This window comes from Novosphingobium sp. B-7 (assembly GCF_000410615.1).
Taxonomy (GTDB): domain Bacteria; phylum Pseudomonadota; class Alphaproteobacteria; order Sphingomonadales; family Sphingomonadaceae; genus Novosphingobium; species Novosphingobium capsulatum.
Map to the genome: position 1 here is coordinate 1 of NZ_APCQ01000793.1, position 17546 is coordinate 17546.

The window sequence follows — 17546 nt, forward strand, 5'->3', positions numbered from 1 at the left end:
TGGCCCCGATGGCGATCGCGCTCGTCGCCGCCGCTCTGCTCGGCGCCCCACGGCTTGCCGCAAAGCCCGCGACGCAAGGCGAAGGCCTGCCCGGCACGCAGCCGTTCAGCCAAGCCGCGCTCGATCGCGCACGCGCCAGCGGCAAGCCGGTGTTTCTCTATTTCACCGCAGACTGGTGCCTGTCGTGCAAGGTCAACGAAAGCGTCGCGATCGATCGCGACACCACCGCCAAGGCCTTTGCCAAGGCCGGGGTGCAGGTGATCGTGGGCGATTGGACGCGGGCCGACCCGGCGATCACCACCTTCCTGACAGCCCAGGGCGCGGCGGGCGTGCCGCTCTACCTGTGGTACGCGCCGGGCGCCGCAACCCCCACCAAGCTGCCCCAGGTGCTGACCCCGCAGACCCTGCCAGACCTTGCCGCAGGCGCCAAACAAGACGGTTGACCGCCCCGCCCCCCTGTGGCAATCGCGCCGCACCCGAGCGGGTGTAGCTCAATGGTAGAGCAGCAGCTTCCCAAGCTGAATACGAGGGTTCGATTCCCTTCACCCGCTCCAGAGCCTCCTCTCAGGGGGTACCAAAGCGCCTCATAAGTGGCTGTTTTCTGCGGTTTTTCGGTGGTATAATTTCCGGGCAGTTCCGGACATGTTCCACTCAATCTCAGACGAATGATGGATCACTTGATGGACCTGCGGCCAATTTGCGCTGTCGGAGGTCCATCAACATGGCCGAAAAAGCAGGAAAATCAGGGCTTACGGCGGCATCTGTCGCGCGCGCCAAGCCCAAGGACAAGCCGTACAAGCTGTCTGACCGGGACGGACTGTACCTCCTCGTGAAACCGAGTGGAACCCGCTATTGGCGGATGAACTACCGCTTCCACGACTTCCAGCGCACGATCACGTTCGGTCGCTATCCTGAGGTGCTGCTGGCCGATGCGCGGGAGCGTCTGCTGCAAGCTCGCCGCCTGCTGGCCGATGGGATCGATCCGGTCGACCAAGCGAAGCTCAACAAGATTGCAGATTCGGTAGCGGCGTCAAACACCTTCAAGGCCGTTGCCGACGAATGGCTGGAGAAGGTGCGGCTCGAGGAGCGCGCTGCCGCTTCGATCAAGAAATACGAATGGCAGTTGGGGTTGGTCATGCCGGCCATCGGCAGGCGCCCGATTTCCAAGATCTCTGCGCACGAGGTGCTGCTGGCCCTCAAGAAGATCGAACGCACCAAAAAGTTCTACACCGCCACCAGCGTGCGCACGACCTGCAGCCAGGTGTTCCGCTTTGCCATTGCGACCGCGCGCGCCGAGCGCGACGTCTGCGCCGACCTGCGCGGCGCGCTGGTCACGCTCAAGGTCGTGCATCGTGCTGCCATTACGACGCCCAAGGAAGCCGGCGCCCTGTTGCGGTCGATCGAGGACTACGAAGGCGACCTGCAGACGCGCATCGCCATGCGCCTATTGCCGCATGTCTTTGTTCGCCCCGGCGAGCTTCGCCATGCCGAATGGAAGGAGTTCGATTTCGACCGCAAAGTCTGGACGATCCCCGAACACAAGATGAAAATGCGCCGGCCGCATGCCGTGCCGCTTTCCAGGCAGGCCATCGCGATCATTCGCGAAATCGAGCACGACGCCGCCTATAGCCCTTACCTCTTCCCTTCATTGCGCTCAGCCAATCGTCCGATGTCGGACAACACCATCAATGCAGCGTTACGCCGCATGGGATACGGCAAGGACGAGATGACCGCCCACGGCTTTCGCGCCATGGCGGCAACACTGCTCAACGAGATGGGGCTTTGGAACGCCGATGCTATCGAGCGCCAGCTTGCCCACGTCGAAGCCAATGCCGTGCGCCGCGCCTACACGCGCGGGCAATATTGGGATGAACGCGTGCGCATGATGCAGCACTGGTCGAATTATCTCGATGGCTTGCGCGACGGCGCCAAGGTGCTGCGACCGAACTTCGGGCAAACAGCGCTCGGCTGATGGCATACAGTTGAGCCACGGTTGACGTAAACTAGCGTCGGTCGCTCACAGCAGCCACCGTGGTCCTCTTCTGCGGACAAAAGCAACGATAAGACGGTGGGCAGTGAAAGATCGCCAACGCGATCTATTGTTGGACGTGCTGGGCAGCTCCTCAACAACGTTGCAGCCATTGAATTTCGGATTTGTCAGGGGTGGTATCAGCGGACGTGGATCGCTCCTCCTTCGTTCGGCGACCTAGGGGGATTTCGGGGCCGCCCGCGCATCCCGGGAGAAGCAAAATCAGACTCGACAACATTTCAACACAATTATATTGTTGTGTGTATGATACCGGACTTGATCGAGTTGGGCTCCCCCTGCCCTTGGGCTGTGCTGCCACCCGGCATCCACGATACGACCCTTGATGAGGTTGAGGCACGCTTCGCGACCACACCGCATCGCAAGTGGCTATTCGATGGCTTTGTCCGTATGGCCCAAGCCCTGGCTATTGCCGGATGCAGCTACGTCTACCTTGATGGGAGCTTCGTGACCGCAAAGCCGCACCCCGGCGACTACGATGGCTGCTGGGAGCATCACGGGGTCGACCCGGCCAAGCTTGATCCAGTCCTTCTCGATTTCGACAACAAGCGAGCAGCGCAAAAAGCAAAATACCTCGGTGAGATGTTCATTGCCGGAATGCCCAACGGGCCGGGCGCCCCCTTCCTCGACTTTTTTCAGGTCGAGAAGTCGTCGGGCCTGGCCAAGGGCATTCTCCGCATCCCGCTCGCGCCGCTGAAAGGAGCGACGCCATGATCACCAACGAAAAGCAGTACAGGTCGACCAAGGCATCGGTCGAGAAGCTGGCGGCAGCCGCTGCCGCGCTTGAGGCGCCGAGCAGCGACTTCCCTGAAGCGTTTGCGGCTGCGCAGCGCTCTGCGCTGCGCAGCCAGATCGACGAACTCGAGGAGGAAGTGCGCTTCTACGAGGACCTCCGCGCGGGGAAAATCTCTGAATTCTCGGCGGACAGCTTGCACGATCTGCCCGATATCCTCATTCAGGCCCGCATCGCGCGCGGCATGAGCCAGAAGGATCTTGGTGATTTTCTCGGCGTCGCTGAACAGCAGATCCAGCGCTACGAATCCGACCGCTACCGGATGGCAAGTCTCGACCGCCTCACCGAGGTGGCCGACGCGCTGAACGTGCGCATCGTCGAGCGCGCCCAACTGCTCGGCAGCCCAAAGCTCGATAGCGTCGATCCGTCAGTCTGGCAGGCATTCCCGTTCGCCGAAATGTTCAAGCGTGGCTGGTTCGAGGACTTCTCGGGCACGCTGCCGCAGGCCAAGAAAGCTGCTGGCGAGTTGATCCCGGCATTCCTGCAGGGTGCTCACTCGCAGTTTTTGCCGATGGCCCTGCACCGCAAGTCGGTGCGGTCGAGCGGACAAGTCCATGAGGCTGCTATTGCCGCTTGGGAAGCGCGGGTTCGGACACTCGCCGATCGCAATCCCCCGGACCGGGCGTTTGATCGGGACCGTCTCACCGCGGACTGGGTGCGCGGCCTCGTCGGGCTCAGTCTGGAAGACAATGGTCCGCGCCTCGCAGCAGACTACTTGCGCGATGCAGGCATATCGCTGGTGATCGAACGCCACTTGCCAGGCACATTGCTTGACGGCGCTGCGCTGGCGTCAGCCGATCATCATGCCATCGTCGCGATGACCCTGCGTCACGACCGGCTCGACAACTTCTGGTTCACGCTGCTCCATGAGATCGGCCATCTGAAGCTGCACATCCGGTTGGGTGAATTTTCGGCGATCTTTGACGACAACGATTCGCCGGCATCTGACAAGGTTGAGCACGATGCCGACTATTTTGCGCAAGAGGCCTTGATCCCGGAGGCTAACTGGAACCTTGCGGTGTCGCGCTTCACCCGCAACGACAAGGCGGTCGTGGCCGACGCCAAGCGCTTCGGTGTGGCACCTGCAGTGATCGCCGGCCGAATCCGGCGAGATGCGAATGACTACACCCTGTTTCGCACGCTCGTTGGCAATGGCGAAGTTCGCCGCCAGTTCGGACTTTGAGGGGCGACGAAATGCCGATCACGCACACTGACTACGTTCCGATCCTCAAATGGCGGCAGGGTGAATACCAGGCGCTCTTGCGCTTGCCGGACGCCGTGAAGGACAGGACCATTCCTCTTATCGAGGTTACACCCCCCGATTTCGATTTCGAGACTTGGACTCCTTCGAAGTCGATCGACGACCACCTCGCAAAGTTTGCCGCTCGTTTTCGTGCGAAATGGGGAACACGCCTTGCGCTGCTCGACTGCGGCCTGCTGGATCCGGCTGAGGTAATGCAGGACGGTAAGCATCCAATGCAATTCCTGTGCGAGGAGGCGTCCGCACGGGGGGCGACGCTTATCCCCGTCATCAGGCTCGACAACAACACAGCCTATCGCTCGGCCGTGAGGACCGCGAACGCGATGATGCAGACCGGAGTTGCACTACGTTGTTCTCTGGATGAAGCCCTGGATCCCGCCTTTGACGCCAATGTCGTTACAATGCTGCAGCAACTCGGTGTGACCATTGCCGACTGCGATGCCGTCCTCGATCTCGAAGCACCAGCATGGGATCCACAGGACGTGCTAATCAACATCGTCACTGCCGCGATCCAGGCATCGAATGTGATGGCGGCTGCACGCAGTCTCATTCTCGCGGGTACATCTTTTCCCGCATCCATGGCCGAGGTCACTGGTCCGATCCAATTCTGGCCCCGGCGGGAATGGACGTTTTTCCGGGCGCTCCTGGCTGCTCTGGGCGAGACCGTCCGCAAACCGACATTTGCTGACTATGCCATTGCCGCCAATGGGTACTCACAAATGGACATGAGGAAAGTGAAGCCTTCGGCGACGATCCGTTATGCCTGCGACGATGGCTGGATTATTGCCAAGGGTGTCAATGTGCGTGACAACGGCTTCGGGCAGTATCGGGGATGCAGCGGCACCATCACAGGCTCGGCCCATTTTCTGGGCTCGGGCTTCTCGCCCGGCAGCGACTACATCGAGCAATGTCGAGACGGGATTGCCGGCACCGGGAGCCTTTCCACATGGCGGTGGGTCGGCTCGAACCATCACATCACAAAAGTGGTGGCCGATCTCGCCACGATGTTCGGGCCTTGAGAGTTTCGCGGACAGTCTGCGAGAGACGACGCAGCGACAGCCTATCCACCAACATCTTGTAGAGCGTCGCGCGTGGAGCGCGGAGTTCTCGCTCCGAAACGCCAAGGCTTCGGAGGATCGCCTGCGCTTCAGGCCGCCAGAGCAGACGAGCCAGAACGAGCGGATCGATGCCCTTGTTTACTCGTTCCGGTCGAACGCGACGGAACCGCACCCCTTGAGTCGTGCCGCGCTCTGCGACCATGATGCCCCACCAATCGGGCACCATCGTCAAGGCCGACGCAAGATGTTTGGGATCGACGATCAACAGGGCCTTGTCGACTACCTCTCCGTAGGCGGCCACTTGCCTCGGCAGGCGCTCCAAGGTGTCGGCTTCCGCCTTGATTTCAACGCCACGAATGTGGCCGTTGATCACCGCAATATCGATTCGACAACTGCCATGATCGAGGCCGAGTTCGTCAATGACCAGGGTGTCAGGACAAGCTTGGGCGTGCGTGAGCAACCGCCGATAGGCGGCTTGCCGCACATCACTGTCCCGAAGCGGTCTCGAAGCCATACCGAATCGATAGCCGTGGTTATGGCAGAGTGGCAACGGCCAATGTTACGCTGGCCCTGCCTGGACCACTATCCGCGGGCCTGTCAACCGGCGCGCAAAACTGACCCCCTATCGGCGCCCAATATTGGGTCTGACTCAAATTCCGTGCAATCCAGGTCACGCTGGCGCCATAACTCTGGCTTTGAGAAGGTCGATTTTGGCGCGCCCGTACATCTGGCGCTTGATGGCCTTGAGGCGGTTGACCTTGCCCTCGACTTGACCGCTTGACCACGGCGTCGAGATCGCGGCGGCAACGGCGTCCTTGTCGGCTTCGACGCCGGCAGCGAACCCAGCAAGCTTGGTCTCGGCCGCCATGGCGATCCAAGGATCGAGCCGGGCCTTGTCCTTTGAGCGCATCATGGCGTGGAAGCGATCGAGAGCCTCGCGTGCGCTGACCAGCGCTGGCACGGCCTTTTCGATCACCGCGTTTATCAGGGCGGTCTGTGCTGATCCGGTGTCGCGCTCGGTGGTCATGCTGCGCGCGATGGTCCGTGCACTCAGCCCCGCACCGCCGGTGTGGCCAAGTTTTTCGTCGCGACGACGACGGGTCGCCCATTCGCTGACTACGCGCAGCGAACCGCCAAAACCGGAAGCCTTCAGCCGCCGCCACAGTTCAGCCCCAATCCGGCAGCCTGCATTCCACTCCGCCTCGAGGGTCAGCGACCAGGCATCGAGCGAACTCTGGCGCGTGCGGAAGGTGTCGTGACGCTGGCCGCGCAGAACCTTGCGGATGGTCTTGCGCGACACGCCGGTCGTGCGTGCCATGACCCTGATCGGCACGCCTTGCCCGGCCAGATCGATAATCTGGCGGTTGAGGGCCTCGCGCAATTGGTAGCCATCCCACTGGATACGCTCGGCACGGGTCAGGGTCGCCGGATCGACCGGCCCCGTCGGCGCCAGCGCGCGCCGCAAACATGGCATTTCCGAACGCACAGCCGCCAGAAATGCTGCCGAGGCGTTCTCGAACAGGTGCCAGCGGTCGGCCACCTGCTGTGCCTGCGGCGCCGCCTCGCTTGCGGCCGCACCATAACCCGGACCACGGTCGCGACAGATGATTTCGACTTGCGGGTTCTGGCGCAGCCAGGCGATGACCGTGTCGCGCTGACGATCGGGAAGCAGGTCGATCACCTCGCGTCGTTCGAGATCGACCACGATGCTCCCGTAGCTGTGGCCGCGGCGCCAAGCGAAGTCGTCGATGCCAACCACCCGCGCAGGTGGCGGCGGCACGGAGGCAGGATCGCTGCGTCTCAGAACCCGAAGCATCGTGTCGCGCGACCAAGGCGCCGACAGACGCGCCATCATGCGCGAGCCCGGCCTACCACCCAGCGCGACCGCCACCGCGCGCACTAGCGCGTCGCAACGACCCACCCTGCGGCCATATCGCCGGCCAACCGGCGGCGCCAGCGGCTCGCTGAACGTGCGCCTTGGACAAAGCGTATGCTTGCACCGAAACCGTCGAATCGACAGTCGCAGCCTGACGATGCTGCCGCTGACCGGCAAATCCGAAAGCATGCGGTCATATCGACTGTGGAGAGACGTCGATGGCATCGCGCAATCCGGGCAATTCGCTCCCACGGCCGCCAATCGGCCCGACATCTCGACGATTCCGTCGATCACAGTCCGGCTTTCCACGATCAATCCCGGTAACTGCAGGCTACTGTCCCATGCTTTCGAGGCCATTGACGTGTGCTCCTTGCTGACCCCCAATCCAGTTGGCCGCACACAGCGCGGAAATGTCAAATCTGCACGGAATTTGAGTCAGACCCAATTTTAGACGCCGATCACCCCGCTAAGGGGGTCAATTTTGCACGCCGCTCCACACTATTGATGAGAAGGTCAGCGCAGATTCGCTTGGTACCTGGCTGAGGCGTATCGCTAGTTCAGCGGATGCAGTGATCCTATTGATCGACAAAGATTCGCGCCATCTAGTTAGATTCTATGAAGATGCATACTTTATCGCTGAGATTCCTGAATATCCCGGCTCTGTCATGCAGAACCAGGTCAACTCTACACTTGCACCTATAATCCGCCACTTTGGAAACTTCTGCCGTCTGTTTGATTCTCAGAAGAACCAAAAAGTCTTTCTTTTGCCGCTAGATATATTCGAGGCGGATGAATTGAAAAGGCTGAGGAAGCGTCTGACGACACTGAAGATGGAAGTCGGCTTTGCAGAGGATATCGAGGCAATAATTTCTCAAATTAACGATCGAGCTAGGCCGAAACGTCAAAAACGATTCAAGCGAGTTTATTTTGTTGATGACAGACCATTGTGGTATCATTTCGGGCTCGAACAACATGCCAGAGCGGAAAATGGTATACCTCCTCACGCGGAACACTGCTGGCATACAAGTTGTTTCCGGTTTGGCCGACGGTTTGATTGCCAACGCCATTTCAATGTGGATGACGATTCTAACCCTACCAAGGTGTATGGAAGCTTTGTAACTTGTCACGGGGATACGTTTGAAGCCTCGGGCCAAAGTCATCTCAACGTGTTTCCGAATGGGTTCATCTGAAATGAAAAAGGGCAGCCCGAAGGCTGCCCTTTTTGCGAAACCGGTGCCTAGTCCTCGCATTTCCTTCACTGCTGCGGCGGATCAGATCACGACCCAAATGTCGATCTTTCCGATCTTTCGTCTAGTCACTCGGGCGAACTGATGCCTATCAGGTAGGTGTCATCAACCCGCATGAAGAGAACAGGTAGGCTCAGGCTTTATGGGGGCTGCGGGGTTAAGAGTCAATGAATTTGCCGAGGGCCGGTTGAATTATGCTCAGGCCTATGCCCCGGGAACGTGGTGCAGGATTCGAGGGTAGCGCGCTGGCCGGAGGCGCAATTCAATATGATGGCCAGACAGCCACTGAACGCCAACGTAGCTCAAAACCCAAATCCGGCTGCTGAAAATTCATACCGCTCAGCCGACGGAAATGCCCCCAGCACCGATAGCCGACCACCCTGATGCCGGAAATGCCAAGTCCGGTGGATCACTGGCGTAGCATCGGCGAAAGCCGCGGGATCAAACACCACCACATTGCACCTCCCACCCTCAGCACGCACTGATAGCGTTCGGATCAACGCCGTATCCACCTTCCGCGCCTCGCTCGCCAAGGCTTGGCAGGCCGCATAATCATCCGGCGCCGTCCAATCCGCCTCCCTCTCTGCGAAAGGCGGTTGCGTGAGGTCCAGAGCCCGATCCGTTGCAACGCTCACATGGAAGCTGGTGTATTCCACCGTCGTGGTCGGCGGCATAAAACCCGGTGAGCGGCTGAAGAAGCGCAGCGACCAATAGGCCGTCTCGGCGATGGCGGTGACCTCAGCCTCAGCGGCGTAGAAAATGCCTGGCCGTTCATCGGCACGGCGAAAGCGACTGGCGCTGCGGTGGCCATAGCGGAACGGCGTAGCGAGCAGGAAATGGAGCTGCCGCGCGGCTTCCGGCACCTGCGGCTTCACGTCCTCGGCCAGTTCCTCCAGCAAGGCTTGGGTAGCGCTGTCGCTGGCAAGGCGGTTGGTGGATATGCGATGCTGCCCCTCCACCAGACGCCAGACCTTGCCGCGATAGGGCCGGTGCTCAGACGCGAGCGCGGTAGAAGTCCACATAATCACACAGTTCGATCAGTCCGCGCATGGTGTCGAGTTTCTCGATCGGCTTCCCGCCAAGGTCGAGATTGGGCGTTTCAAGCCATCGCTTGGCCGCCGCATCGTCGCTGCCCAGCAAAGCATCCAGGCTACGGAACAGGCGCAGAAGGAATTGGCCGGCTTCGAATGATTTGGAGGCGGGATCGAGCTCGGTGGTGCCGCGTTTCAGGCGCGAAACCGTGGGGGCCGAGAGGCCGAGGATGGTGCCCAGCTTGGCGTTGCTCAACGACCAGAACTCGGCAATCCGCACGATGGCGGCGCTCAGCGCGGTAGCGCGATCAGGCTGCGGGTTGACGAGTGCAGGCATGGCAGCATCCTTTCAAATGAAAGATATATACCGCAGTCAATCAAATGACCAGACCGTTATGGTTCTACATTCCAAAATCCCAATCCCGTTCCCGCGCCCCGATCTCCTTGTCGATGCTGAGTTCCCTTCTCCGTTCCTTCTGCAACTCCTTCCGCTCGATTTTCGGTTCTTCCTTGGCAGCAGTCATCGCGCGATAGATGTCCAGCGCCGAGGTTTTCCCCGCATCATGCCGCCCCACCGTGCGCTCCAACCGCTCGGCGCTATCAAGGACCAGCGTCGGTTGATCGGCAATGCGGGTCAATGCCACGCTGAGGGTCCGCGAGGAGGAGAGCATCTTCTCGCGGCTATCCATCACGACAATGCCGTGGGTCGTGGTCACGCCCTGCGCGGCATAGGTGTTGATGGCATAGCCAAGGTCGATCCGCTTCAGGGCGGGATCATTGAGAGGAAGCACAAGCCGCTGATCTTCGGCCAGTTTCAGCACGATCCTATCGGCAGAGATGGCCTCGACCGTCGCCGTCTGGGCATTGAGCACGCCATGTTTAGGATTGTTCGCTGTGAAGCGGATGCGATCGCGCTCGTGCAGTTCGATGTCCCGCCGCTCAAACAGGCCGATCGCATCGTCCTTAAGGTTTCGCGCCAGACGATCAGGGCGAAGCGTCCATGTGCTGTTGCCCCGGCGCAGTTCGACATGCGTCGGCGTCACGCTGGTGATCGTGCCGATCATACCACGGGTCAGACCCTGACGCGGCATGTCGGTGCGGATCTGGACGACAAGGCCCTCTCGATAGGACGCCATGGTGCGCGCTTCCTCGCGGCTGAGGTTCACCCGGTCGAGTACAGTGAGGCGCTGGCCATGCTGCCCGATTTCGCCGAGGGATTTTAGCAAGGCTTGCGCTTCGCGATTGGCTTCGGCGCGCAAGGCACGGCCGGATGTCAGGATCAGCGTGGCCTCGCGCTCCTCGCGCGGTCGCTGCGCCCAGAGCGCCACGGCATGCGCCGCCGCATCGCCGCGCGGAACTTCGTGGGTGACAGGCTCCAGAAGCCGGAAAGCTCCAGCCATGTCGCCAGCATCGAGGACCGGCGCGAGGCTTCGCATGATGTCGGAACGCGCACGCACATTGTCGGTCAGTTCGGCGGTCGCAAGTCCCGCCTCCTGCAAATCGGAAAACGGCTTACCCGCTTCAACCGCGCCATATTGGCGGGTGTCGCCCACCATCGCGAGCCGCGCGGCGCCCGCGGTATGGGCAATCCGTATCAGATCCGCCGCCTGCCGCGAACTCAAGGTCGAGGCTTCATCGACAATGATCAGCGAGCCGGACAGCTCATGGAGCGACCGTTCCTTGAGGTCTGGCAATCCATCATCAATCAGCAGCGCCTGATGGCGATAAAGGAAGCCGGATACCGAGTTTGACGGTACGCCCAGATCCTTCCCCAGCTGATGGGCGATCTGCGCACCGACCGCCAGCGCCACGACATTGCGCCCTTGTGCCTCGGCAATGCGCGTCACCGGCTGCAACATCGTCGATTTACCGGCGCCCGCCACGCCCTGCACGCCGACAATGCGATCTTTCGACGACAGGATCAGTGCAGCGGCTGCCTCCTGCTTTGGCGACAAGCGGCGCAAGCCCAGCTCGCGCGCCTCTTGCTGCACCGCCGCCGTGGCATGTCGGGCGACCAGAACCGTACCCTGGCCTTGGCCAGCTCGCGCCAGATCAAGCACCCGTTGTTCAAGAGCAACGGCGCCCCGCGTAGTCATCATCACACCATCGGCATCCGCCAGCAGCAGGCCCTTGTTGTGAAGCAGGTCCACCCGTGCCTCGATATCGGCAACCTTGATCGGCCCGCCCAGATTGAGACTGGCGCGGATGAGTTCGAACCGGCTGAATCCGGCTTCGGTCTGGCTGATATGCCGCACGCCTGCGGCAACGGCCTGCGCGGCGGCGAACTGTTCCGGCGTCAAAGACCCGGCCCGTTCCGGCACTAAGGGATCGCGTTCTTGCGGGGACAAGCCCATGGCTTCAACAATCGCCACCCCCTTGGCCGCCACGCCTCGCACCTGCTGCACGACCCGTGTCCATAGCGTCTGACCCCGCTCGGCCTGCGCCATGGCGGCTTCCACCAGCACCTTTGGTTCAAAGCCGATCGCATTTGCCCGCTCGGCCCACTCAGCTCGATCACTCTCGCGCGTTGCCCCGGCATCCTTGGTGTTGCGCGTAGCCAAGGCTGCGAGTTCGCGCTCGGCGCTGCTGCCGGACCTCCCGGCGGCTTCCAGCGCGGCATCGATCTCGGCGCTGCGTGTTGAAAACGCCCGGATTGCCTCGCGACTCACACCCTCGATCTCGAACTGGCCATGGCGGCCGATTTCGGCAGGCCGCGTGTGGTAGCCCAAGGCCTCAACCCGCGCGCGCAGGTCAGCATTGTGAACGGCCGCAATGGTCGCTTGCTGATCGTAGAGCGGGTCATTCCTCAGTGCCCGCCATGCACCGTCAGGACGCAAGGTAGCGTTGGCCACAACACTGTGGACATGCAGTTGCGGATCGCGGTTGCGCGAAAGGTCATGGGTGAATGTAGCCGCGACCATATGGCCGGTCCGCACCGGCATTTGCGACCCGGAGGTCGGATCGAACTTGCGCGCCTCGATCAGATTGGCTTCGATCCAGCCCAGCGTCGCCCTGACGCTATCCTCCAGCGCGGTGATCAACCGGCGATCATCGCCAACCAGAGCCAGCAACGACAGTGACTTCGGCGCCGAAAACACCAGATCGAGCCCCGCTCTATGCTCGGCGCCCGATGGTGCCTTGATCTCCTTGCCGTTGGGCAAGTCTCCGGCCAGCACAGCTTCGAAGGTCGTGGCCGCGACCGGCCCCGAAAGTCCCAAGGCGTCAGCCCCTTTGCCGAACCATTCGCCGATGCTTTCGGCTTCTGGTCCGGCATAGTAATTGTCCTTGGCATAGTAGGCTGCCGCTCCTGCGGCATTGCCAATCACCCCAATCGAGATCATGGCCATGGCCTCCCACTGCCGCTGCGGCACGAGCCATCGCCGGAGTAACTCCCGCCAGCAAAGGCGCAGGCGGCATGCTGGTTGTTGCCGAACATGGCCCGGCCAACAGGCACGGCAAACCAATCGTCGGGCAAGATCCGCGCGATCATGACCAACACGAAGAATGCCAAAAACAAGGCCATCACTGCCCCAGCGGCCAGTTCCCAGCGCTCGAAATCACGGCTGTAGTCGAACAGCTTGATCGTCACATTGGGACGCGCCTGGCGCACCGATTGATCCAGTCGCGTCAGCTCCCGGCTGATCGCCGCAAGTGCCGCATTTTCGGCTTGAGACCGGACGAGCTCGTCGCGGTGCTGCACCAGCAGTTTAGCAAGCGCCCCCTGCTGTCCGGCGATCACCTCGCCAAGGGCTGTCATCTCCTTGCGGAAAGGGCCAACGCCATCCCGCATGCGGAGGTTGATCTGTTCGACAAGATTCCGCTGTGCCGCATTGATCGCTTCGGTGCTCAGCGCATGCTGGCCCATCAATGCTTCGTCGCGCTGGTCATGTGCCCGCAGCGTGGCGTTCAAGCGCCGCGTCAACTTGTCGAGTTGTCCGGTTAGGGCGATCAGCGTGGCCGGATCAATCGCTGGGGCTGGTGGCGTTTCAGGTGGCGCGAAAAGCGGTCGCCCCACGGCATCGGCCGCCAAGGCTTCATCGAGCAGCGCCCGCACCAGCGCAGGCCGCGACATCTGACGATCCGAGGCGAGCCGATCCACGGCGGTCAGGATATGCTCTTCGACGGTGACATTTAGCTGGGCCATGTCAGCTGTCGCCTGGTCGACATACGCAAACATAGTGCCCTAGGCGGCGTCTAGGCAGTTTGCCGCCCGTCACCCCATGCTTTTTGCGCCGCCCTAGATGCCTATCTAGGGCATAGGATGGCTGAATTCTGCGATTTTCACAGCATAGCTCCCATGCTACTCGGTAGCGTGGTGTGTGCCTGATTTGCCTTACACCGCCGCTCTCAACAGGGGCATGCTTGGAGAGCAGCGAGCATAATCCGGCCCCTGTGGGGTAAGCATCCCGGCCGATAGGCCGCCATGGGAACAGGGGTGCGATCATTGCGCGACGCCTCCCTCGAACTGGGCGCTGAGGCGAGCGAGGAGACTGCTGGCGAACATGCCCAATGGGCCATTGCCGAAGTCCTCGATGGTGAGCTGGGACGGATCGACGGGCACGACGCGGCCATCACGCTCAGCAACAACTTGATCGCTTTGCCCCGCCCGAAACAGGCCGGTTAGGTTGAAGCCTTGGTTTCGATCCTTGCGCATCATGCCGGACAGGCAGCGGCTGGGGGATCGGGCCTTGTAGCGGTGGTCGCCGGGTAGTTCGGCGTTGCGGTCGATCAGCAGGACGCAAAGCGCTGCGCGTTCTCGCCCGAAATGGTGGCAGGCACGGCCCCAGGTACTCTGTGCAATGCCGAGGCGGGCACAGCTTCGCCATGAGGCCTCGACGATGTTGGGCCATGTTGCCCCACCCAAACCCGCGACCAGCCCTTGATAGGTCTGTGAGGCGACGCTGACGGCAGCGGTGGGGGTGATCCGGTCGGGCGCTGCGTCCCGCGCGCTACACCTTCGTGGTGAGTTGTTGTTTTGTATATTGGGTGCGCAGTTTTCTTCCGGCGCGTCGGAAGTTTTTGGTGCACGGGGATCGCGCGCGGGCGCGCTAGTGATGGCCTCGAGCATGGCGGAAAGAGTCTCCCGGATCGCGGTGAGGCGGGCGATGCTGGTGATGCGGGCGGTGCGGCCACCAGGCAGGATGGCCTCGGCGCGTTGGCGCAGGGCTTCATCGCAGGCGTGTCGGATGCGCTGGCCCAATTGACGGATCTCGGCGCGGCATTGGCTGATGGCGCGCGCTTGCAGGTCGAGCGCCTCGGCCTTGCCCTTCAACTCGTTGTAGCGGGTGATCAGGGGCGCGAGGTTGATCCCTGCGGCCCAAGTGATGATACCGTCCTGTCGATCTCCAGCCCGCGCGCCGTTGATGCCGGCGTTGCGAATGATGAAACCGGCACGTTCAAGCTCGCGCTCGGCCGAGTTGATCGAGCGGGGTGTGATGCCTAGTGCCTCGGCAAAGCGGCAGGCCTGCGTCCAAACAGCGCAGATCCGGCCCTTGAGGTAATCGGCATCCATCGTCTTGAGGACATAGTGCCGCACCAGCACCACAGCAGTGGAGGACAGACCAAAGCCGGGACGGGCCACCTGCTCGAACAGGCGCAGAAGGTCGAAGCGCGTGACGCCCGCAGGCAGGCCCATATGGGTGAGGGTCGTGCTCATGCGCGCCCTCCCGCCAAAACGAAGGCAAGGAAAGCACTCAAAGCACAGGATTGGGCGGATTGCAGCATATTCCGCGGAGGTCTGCGGAAGTATGCCAATGCCCTACAAGCGCCACGATTGGCATTAATGAAAGGATAAATTGAACGACGCAGCGCATATTTCGACATGAAATGTCGACAAGCGCCACGCCATTCCATATCCTGCACAAAACAGGACAAAGACATACTATACCTCTATGCGAAGTATTTCGTATGTCTCCGGCTGACAGACTTCACCCGCTCCACGCTTGCCACAGCGCCAGTGCGAGCGAAGGGAAATCGTCCCGGTAGCTCCTGCAAGCCTTGCACCTTTCGCGCAGTAGATGTGTGCCACGGCATCGTGTCGAGCGGGACGGCGCGATCAGTGCGTGGGGCGTGCTGCGGTGTTGATGGCAACGGTGGTCTGCTGCGTGCGGGCCAGGGCCAGTTGGCGGCGGGTTTCGATCTGGGCAAGGCCCGCCTTTACCGCCGTGTTGTAGCAATGCATTTCGTCGGTCGCCATGTGCATGGTGCCATCACCGTAAGGCGTGCAAATCCGGGCCGCGAGGCGACGCAGCTGCGCGTCCAGTGCCTTGACTGCTTGGGGCGAGGTGAAATCGACGTGGCCGACATCGAGTTGGGCCTGCGGGACATCGGTCGTCGCGGTTTGCGCGGCGGCGGGCATGGCGCCGATCGTGGCCGCGGCGGCCAGCGAGAGCGCGATGGTCTTGGCGAAGTTGGCGGTCCGGTTCATGGTCATTTCCCCTGTCAAAGTGTTTCCAGGCCTGCGTGCCTGACAGGGAATTGACTACGCGGACCGCCCTGCGCTTGCGCGTGACGGCCGTCACGCCTGCATATTATTTGCCATGGCCGTCGTTCTTGCCGTGCCCGTCGTTTTTCCCATGGCCATCGTTTTTCCCGTGTCCGTCATTTTTAGCAGGGAGACCCGGCGCTGCGCCGTTGCGGGGCGGTTGGACTTTCTTGTGATGATGATGGCGGTGGTGCTTGGCCTCTGCCGTCGCCGGGGCCAGAACCATCGCCGCTGCCCCCAGGGCCATGACCAGAACGCGCATGTTCGTCTCTCCTCGATTGCGGCCCCCGTTGGACCATTCACAAACCCAGTGCCGCGCGCAGGGCGGCAAAGCGCGGATCGCCGCGCAACGATGCCAGCAAGGGATCGCACGCCATGAGCGACAGGCCGGAATCGAGCAGTGCGTAGGCCCGCTGCAGGGCGGCGATGGCCGGCGCTGGCTCGCCCCACTGCGCGTGGATCTGCGCGACCTGGTACATGATCGTCTCGCCAAACTGCGCCTGAAGCTGCGCCAGCGCCGTCTTGCCGGCAGCGCGATTTCCCTGCCGGCCCGCGACGATCGCCTGACCGGTAAGGCGGACATCGGCGCGCGGTTCCTGGGCGAAGGCGGCCGCGGCCGGCGCCAGTTGCCCCTGCATCACCAGCGCGCGGCCGATATCGCCATGCGCGCCCGATAGCTGCGCATTCATGCCCAGCGCCTGGCGCGCCGCAGCAATCGCCGCATCCCACTGCCCGGCGTAATAGAGCATGCGGCCCTTGGCGCGCGGCACCAGCGGGTTGAGCGGATCGAGCCGCAATGCGGTGTCGATGGCCGCCAGGGCTTGCGCGCTGTGCCCGGTCTTGGCGGCAAAGAAGGCGTAAGGCACCAGGATCGCGGCATCCTCGCTGCCCAGATCGTGCGCCCGCGCGAACCACGGCGCGGCGGCGCGGGCATCGAGCCGCGCGGTGAACAGGGCGTCGGCCATGCTCAACTGCACCACGGCCAGCCGCGGTGCCAGTTCGACGGCGCGCTGGGCGGAGGCCACCGCCTGGGCATAGAGATCGCGCATCTGCGCCGTGGTGGCATAGTTCGCGCCGATATCGAGCAAGGCGCTCGCCCGCGCGGCCCAGGCCTGGGCATAGCGTGGATCGGCCGCGATCGCGGCGTCGAACAGGCGCTGCGCGGCATGGTCGGTTTCCGCGCCAATGTCGGACTGATAGGCCGCCTGCCCCTTGAGGAAGGCGTCATAGGCATCGACGCTGGTGGTGCCGGCATCCTGCACCGCCGCACGCGCGGCCGGGCTGAGCGTGCCGGCGATCGCCCGCGTCACCATCGCGGCGATATCGCCCTGCACTGCAAAGATATCGCTCAACCGGCTGTCGTAATCCCGCGACCATTTGACCAGGCCGGTCTCGGCCTCCACCAGTTCGACGGTGATGCGCATCGCCGCCCCCTGGCGGCGCACGCTGCCGTCGAGCAGATAGGCGACGCCGAGCTTGGCCGCCACGCTGCGGGCATCGACCGCCTGCCCGCGGAACTGGTTGGACGAGACTTGCGCGGCGACGCGAAACAGCCCGGTCTGGCCCAGGCGCGCCCGCAGTTCGTCAGAAAGGCCATCGGAAAACCACGCCTGCCCGGCATCGCCACTGAGGTTGGTCAGCGGCAAGACGGCGATGCTGTTGTCTGCATGGGCGCCGGCGCGCCGCCACCACCAACCGACGCCACCGGCCGCCGCCAGGCCGATCGTGGCGCCGCCGACCAGCCAGGCC

Annotated in this window: 16 protein-coding genes and 1 tRNA gene; 7 read left to right on the forward strand and 10 right to left on the reverse strand. The window is 62.4% G+C overall.

Annotated elements, in window-relative coordinates:
* The 6 genes from H926_RS26560 to H926_RS0109225 form a co-directional block, all read left to right on the forward strand.
* Window positions 1–443, forward strand: a 443-nt coding sequence (locus tag H926_RS26560; protein ID WP_043608789.1) for a thioredoxin family protein, incomplete at its 5' end; no start/stop codon positions are given.
* Window positions 444–480: 37 nt separating this feature from the next.
* Window positions 481–554: transfer RNA gene (locus H926_RS0109205), tRNA-Gly, on the forward strand.
* A gap of 167 nt (window positions 555–721) precedes the next feature.
* On the forward strand, window positions 722–1972 hold the full coding sequence (locus tag H926_RS0109210) for a tyrosine-type recombinase/integrase (RefSeq protein ID WP_022676033.1): 1251 nt from the start codon (window positions 722–724) through the stop codon (window positions 1970–1972).
* A gap of 333 nt (window positions 1973–2305) precedes the next feature.
* Window positions 2306–2761 carry a hypothetical protein gene (locus tag H926_RS0109215; protein ID WP_202804688.1) on the forward strand — a complete coding sequence of 152 codons (456 nt, stop codon included), beginning with the start codon at window positions 2306–2308 and terminating at the stop codon, window positions 2759–2761.
* Window positions 2758–4023, forward strand: coding sequence for an XRE family transcriptional regulator (locus tag H926_RS0109220; RefSeq protein ID WP_028657793.1), 1266 nt, complete (start codon window positions 2758–2760; stop codon window positions 4021–4023). Before H926_RS0109215 ends, H926_RS0109220 begins: the two co-directional genes overlap by 4 nt.
* A gap of 11 nt (window positions 4024–4034) precedes the next feature.
* The gene (locus H926_RS0109225; RefSeq protein ID WP_028657794.1) at window positions 4035–5120 is read left to right on the forward strand and encodes a beta family protein; all 1086 of its coding nucleotides are present in this window, start codon (window positions 4035–4037) and stop codon (window positions 5118–5120) included.
* Here the strand turns inward: H926_RS0109225 and H926_RS32365 are convergent.
* Both H926_RS32365 and H926_RS0109230 read right to left on the reverse strand, forming a co-directional pair.
* Window positions 5077–5643 carry a sce7726 family protein gene (locus H926_RS32365; RefSeq protein ID WP_202804689.1) on the reverse strand — a complete coding sequence of 189 codons (567 nt, stop codon included), beginning with the start codon at window positions 5641–5643 and terminating at the stop codon, window positions 5077–5079. The genes H926_RS0109225 and H926_RS32365 overlap by 44 nt on opposite strands.
* 186 nt (window positions 5644–5829) lie before the next feature.
* Entirely contained in the window at window positions 5830–7392 is a 1563-nt protein-coding gene (locus H926_RS0109230) for an ISL3 family transposase (protein ID WP_028657795.1), read from the reverse strand.
* A gap of 221 nt (window positions 7393–7613) precedes the next feature.
* Here H926_RS0109230 and H926_RS32370 point away from each other — a divergent pair, with 221 nt between their 5' ends.
* Complete coding sequence (locus tag H926_RS32370; RefSeq protein WP_148291688.1) at window positions 7614–8225, forward strand: hypothetical protein; 612 nt, start codon at window positions 7614–7616, stop codon at window positions 8223–8225.
* A 359-nt stretch (window positions 8226–8584) separates the two neighbouring features.
* Here H926_RS32370 and H926_RS0109240 read toward each other — a convergent pair whose 3' ends face one another.
* The 8 genes from H926_RS0109240 to H926_RS0109270 all read right to left on the reverse strand — a co-directional run.
* Entirely contained in the window at window positions 8585–9304 is a 720-nt protein-coding gene (locus H926_RS0109240) for an RES family NAD+ phosphorylase (protein ID WP_022676038.1), read from the reverse strand.
* Complete coding sequence (locus H926_RS0109245) at window positions 9276–9650, reverse strand: antitoxin Xre/MbcA/ParS toxin-binding domain-containing protein (RefSeq protein WP_022676039.1); 375 nt, start codon at window positions 9648–9650, stop codon at window positions 9276–9278. The genes H926_RS0109240 and H926_RS0109245 overlap by 29 nt, the downstream gene beginning before the upstream one ends.
* Window positions 9651–9714: 64 nt before the next feature.
* Window positions 9715–12654, reverse strand: coding sequence for a MobF family relaxase (gene mobF / locus H926_RS0109250; protein ID WP_237741000.1), 2940 nt, complete (start codon window positions 12652–12654; stop codon window positions 9715–9717).
* Window positions 12651–13457 carry a hypothetical protein gene (locus H926_RS0109255; RefSeq protein WP_237741001.1) on the reverse strand — a complete coding sequence of 269 codons (807 nt, stop codon included), beginning with the start codon at window positions 13455–13457 and terminating at the stop codon, window positions 12651–12653. The genes mobF and H926_RS0109255 overlap by 4 nt, the downstream gene beginning before the upstream one ends.
* Window positions 13458–13754: 297 nt before the next feature.
* Window positions 13755–14969 carry a helix-turn-helix domain-containing protein gene (locus H926_RS0109260; RefSeq protein WP_022676042.1) on the reverse strand — a complete coding sequence of 405 codons (1215 nt, stop codon included), beginning with the start codon at window positions 14967–14969 and terminating at the stop codon, window positions 13755–13757.
* A 399-nt stretch (window positions 14970–15368) separates the two neighbouring features.
* Entirely contained in the window at window positions 15369–15740 is a 372-nt protein-coding gene (locus H926_RS0109265) for a UrcA family protein (RefSeq protein WP_043608793.1), read from the reverse strand.
* Window positions 15741–15843: 103 nt separating this feature from the next.
* Window positions 15844–16059, reverse strand: a complete 216-nt coding sequence (locus tag H926_RS32375; protein WP_148291689.1) for a hypothetical protein — start codon at window positions 16057–16059, stop codon at window positions 15844–15846.
* 37 nt (window positions 16060–16096) lie between these two features.
* A partial coding sequence (locus H926_RS0109270) for a tetratricopeptide repeat protein (RefSeq protein ID WP_022676044.1) occupies window positions 16097–17546 on the reverse strand: 1450 nt, incomplete at its 5' end.

What these genes read in the sequence shown, in the direction of transcription:
- H926_RS0109210 (WP_022676033.1), top strand. Translation starts at nt 722, where the DNA reads ATGGCCGAAAAAGCAGGAAAATCAGGGCTTACGGCGGCATCTGTCGCG.
- H926_RS0109220 (WP_028657793.1), top strand. Translation starts at nt 2,758, where the DNA reads ATGATCACCAACGAAAAGCAGTACAGGTCGACCAAGGCATCGGTCGAG.
- H926_RS0109225 (WP_028657794.1), top strand. Translation starts at nt 4,035, where the DNA reads ATGCCGATCACGCACACTGACTACGTTCCGATCCTCAAATGGCGGCAG.
- H926_RS0109230 (WP_028657795.1), bottom strand. Translation starts at nt 7,392, where the DNA reads ATGGCCTCGAAAGCATGGGACAGTAGCCTGCAGTTACCGGGATTGATC.
- H926_RS0109240 (WP_022676038.1), bottom strand. Translation starts at nt 9,304, where the DNA reads ATGTGGACTTCTACCGCGCTCGCGTCTGAGCACCGGCCCTATCGCGGC.
- H926_RS0109245 (WP_022676039.1), bottom strand. Translation starts at nt 9,650, where the DNA reads ATGCCTGCACTCGTCAACCCGCAGCCTGATCGCGCTACCGCGCTGAGC.
- mobF (WP_237741000.1), bottom strand. Translation starts at nt 12,654, where the DNA reads ATGATCTCGATTGGGGTGATTGGCAATGCCGCAGGAGCGGCAGCCTAC.
- H926_RS0109255 (WP_237741001.1), bottom strand. Translation starts at nt 13,457, where the DNA reads ATGGCCCAGCTAAATGTCACCGTCGAAGAGCATATCCTGACCGCCGTG.
- H926_RS0109260 (WP_022676042.1), bottom strand. Translation starts at nt 14,969, where the DNA reads ATGAGCACGACCCTCACCCATATGGGCCTGCCTGCGGGCGTCACGCGC.
- H926_RS0109265 (WP_043608793.1), bottom strand. Translation starts at nt 15,740, where the DNA reads ATGAACCGGACCGCCAACTTCGCCAAGACCATCGCGCTCTCGCTGGCC.
- H926_RS32375 (WP_148291689.1), bottom strand. Translation starts at nt 16,059, where the DNA reads ATGCGCGTTCTGGTCATGGCCCTGGGGGCAGCGGCGATGGTTCTGGCC.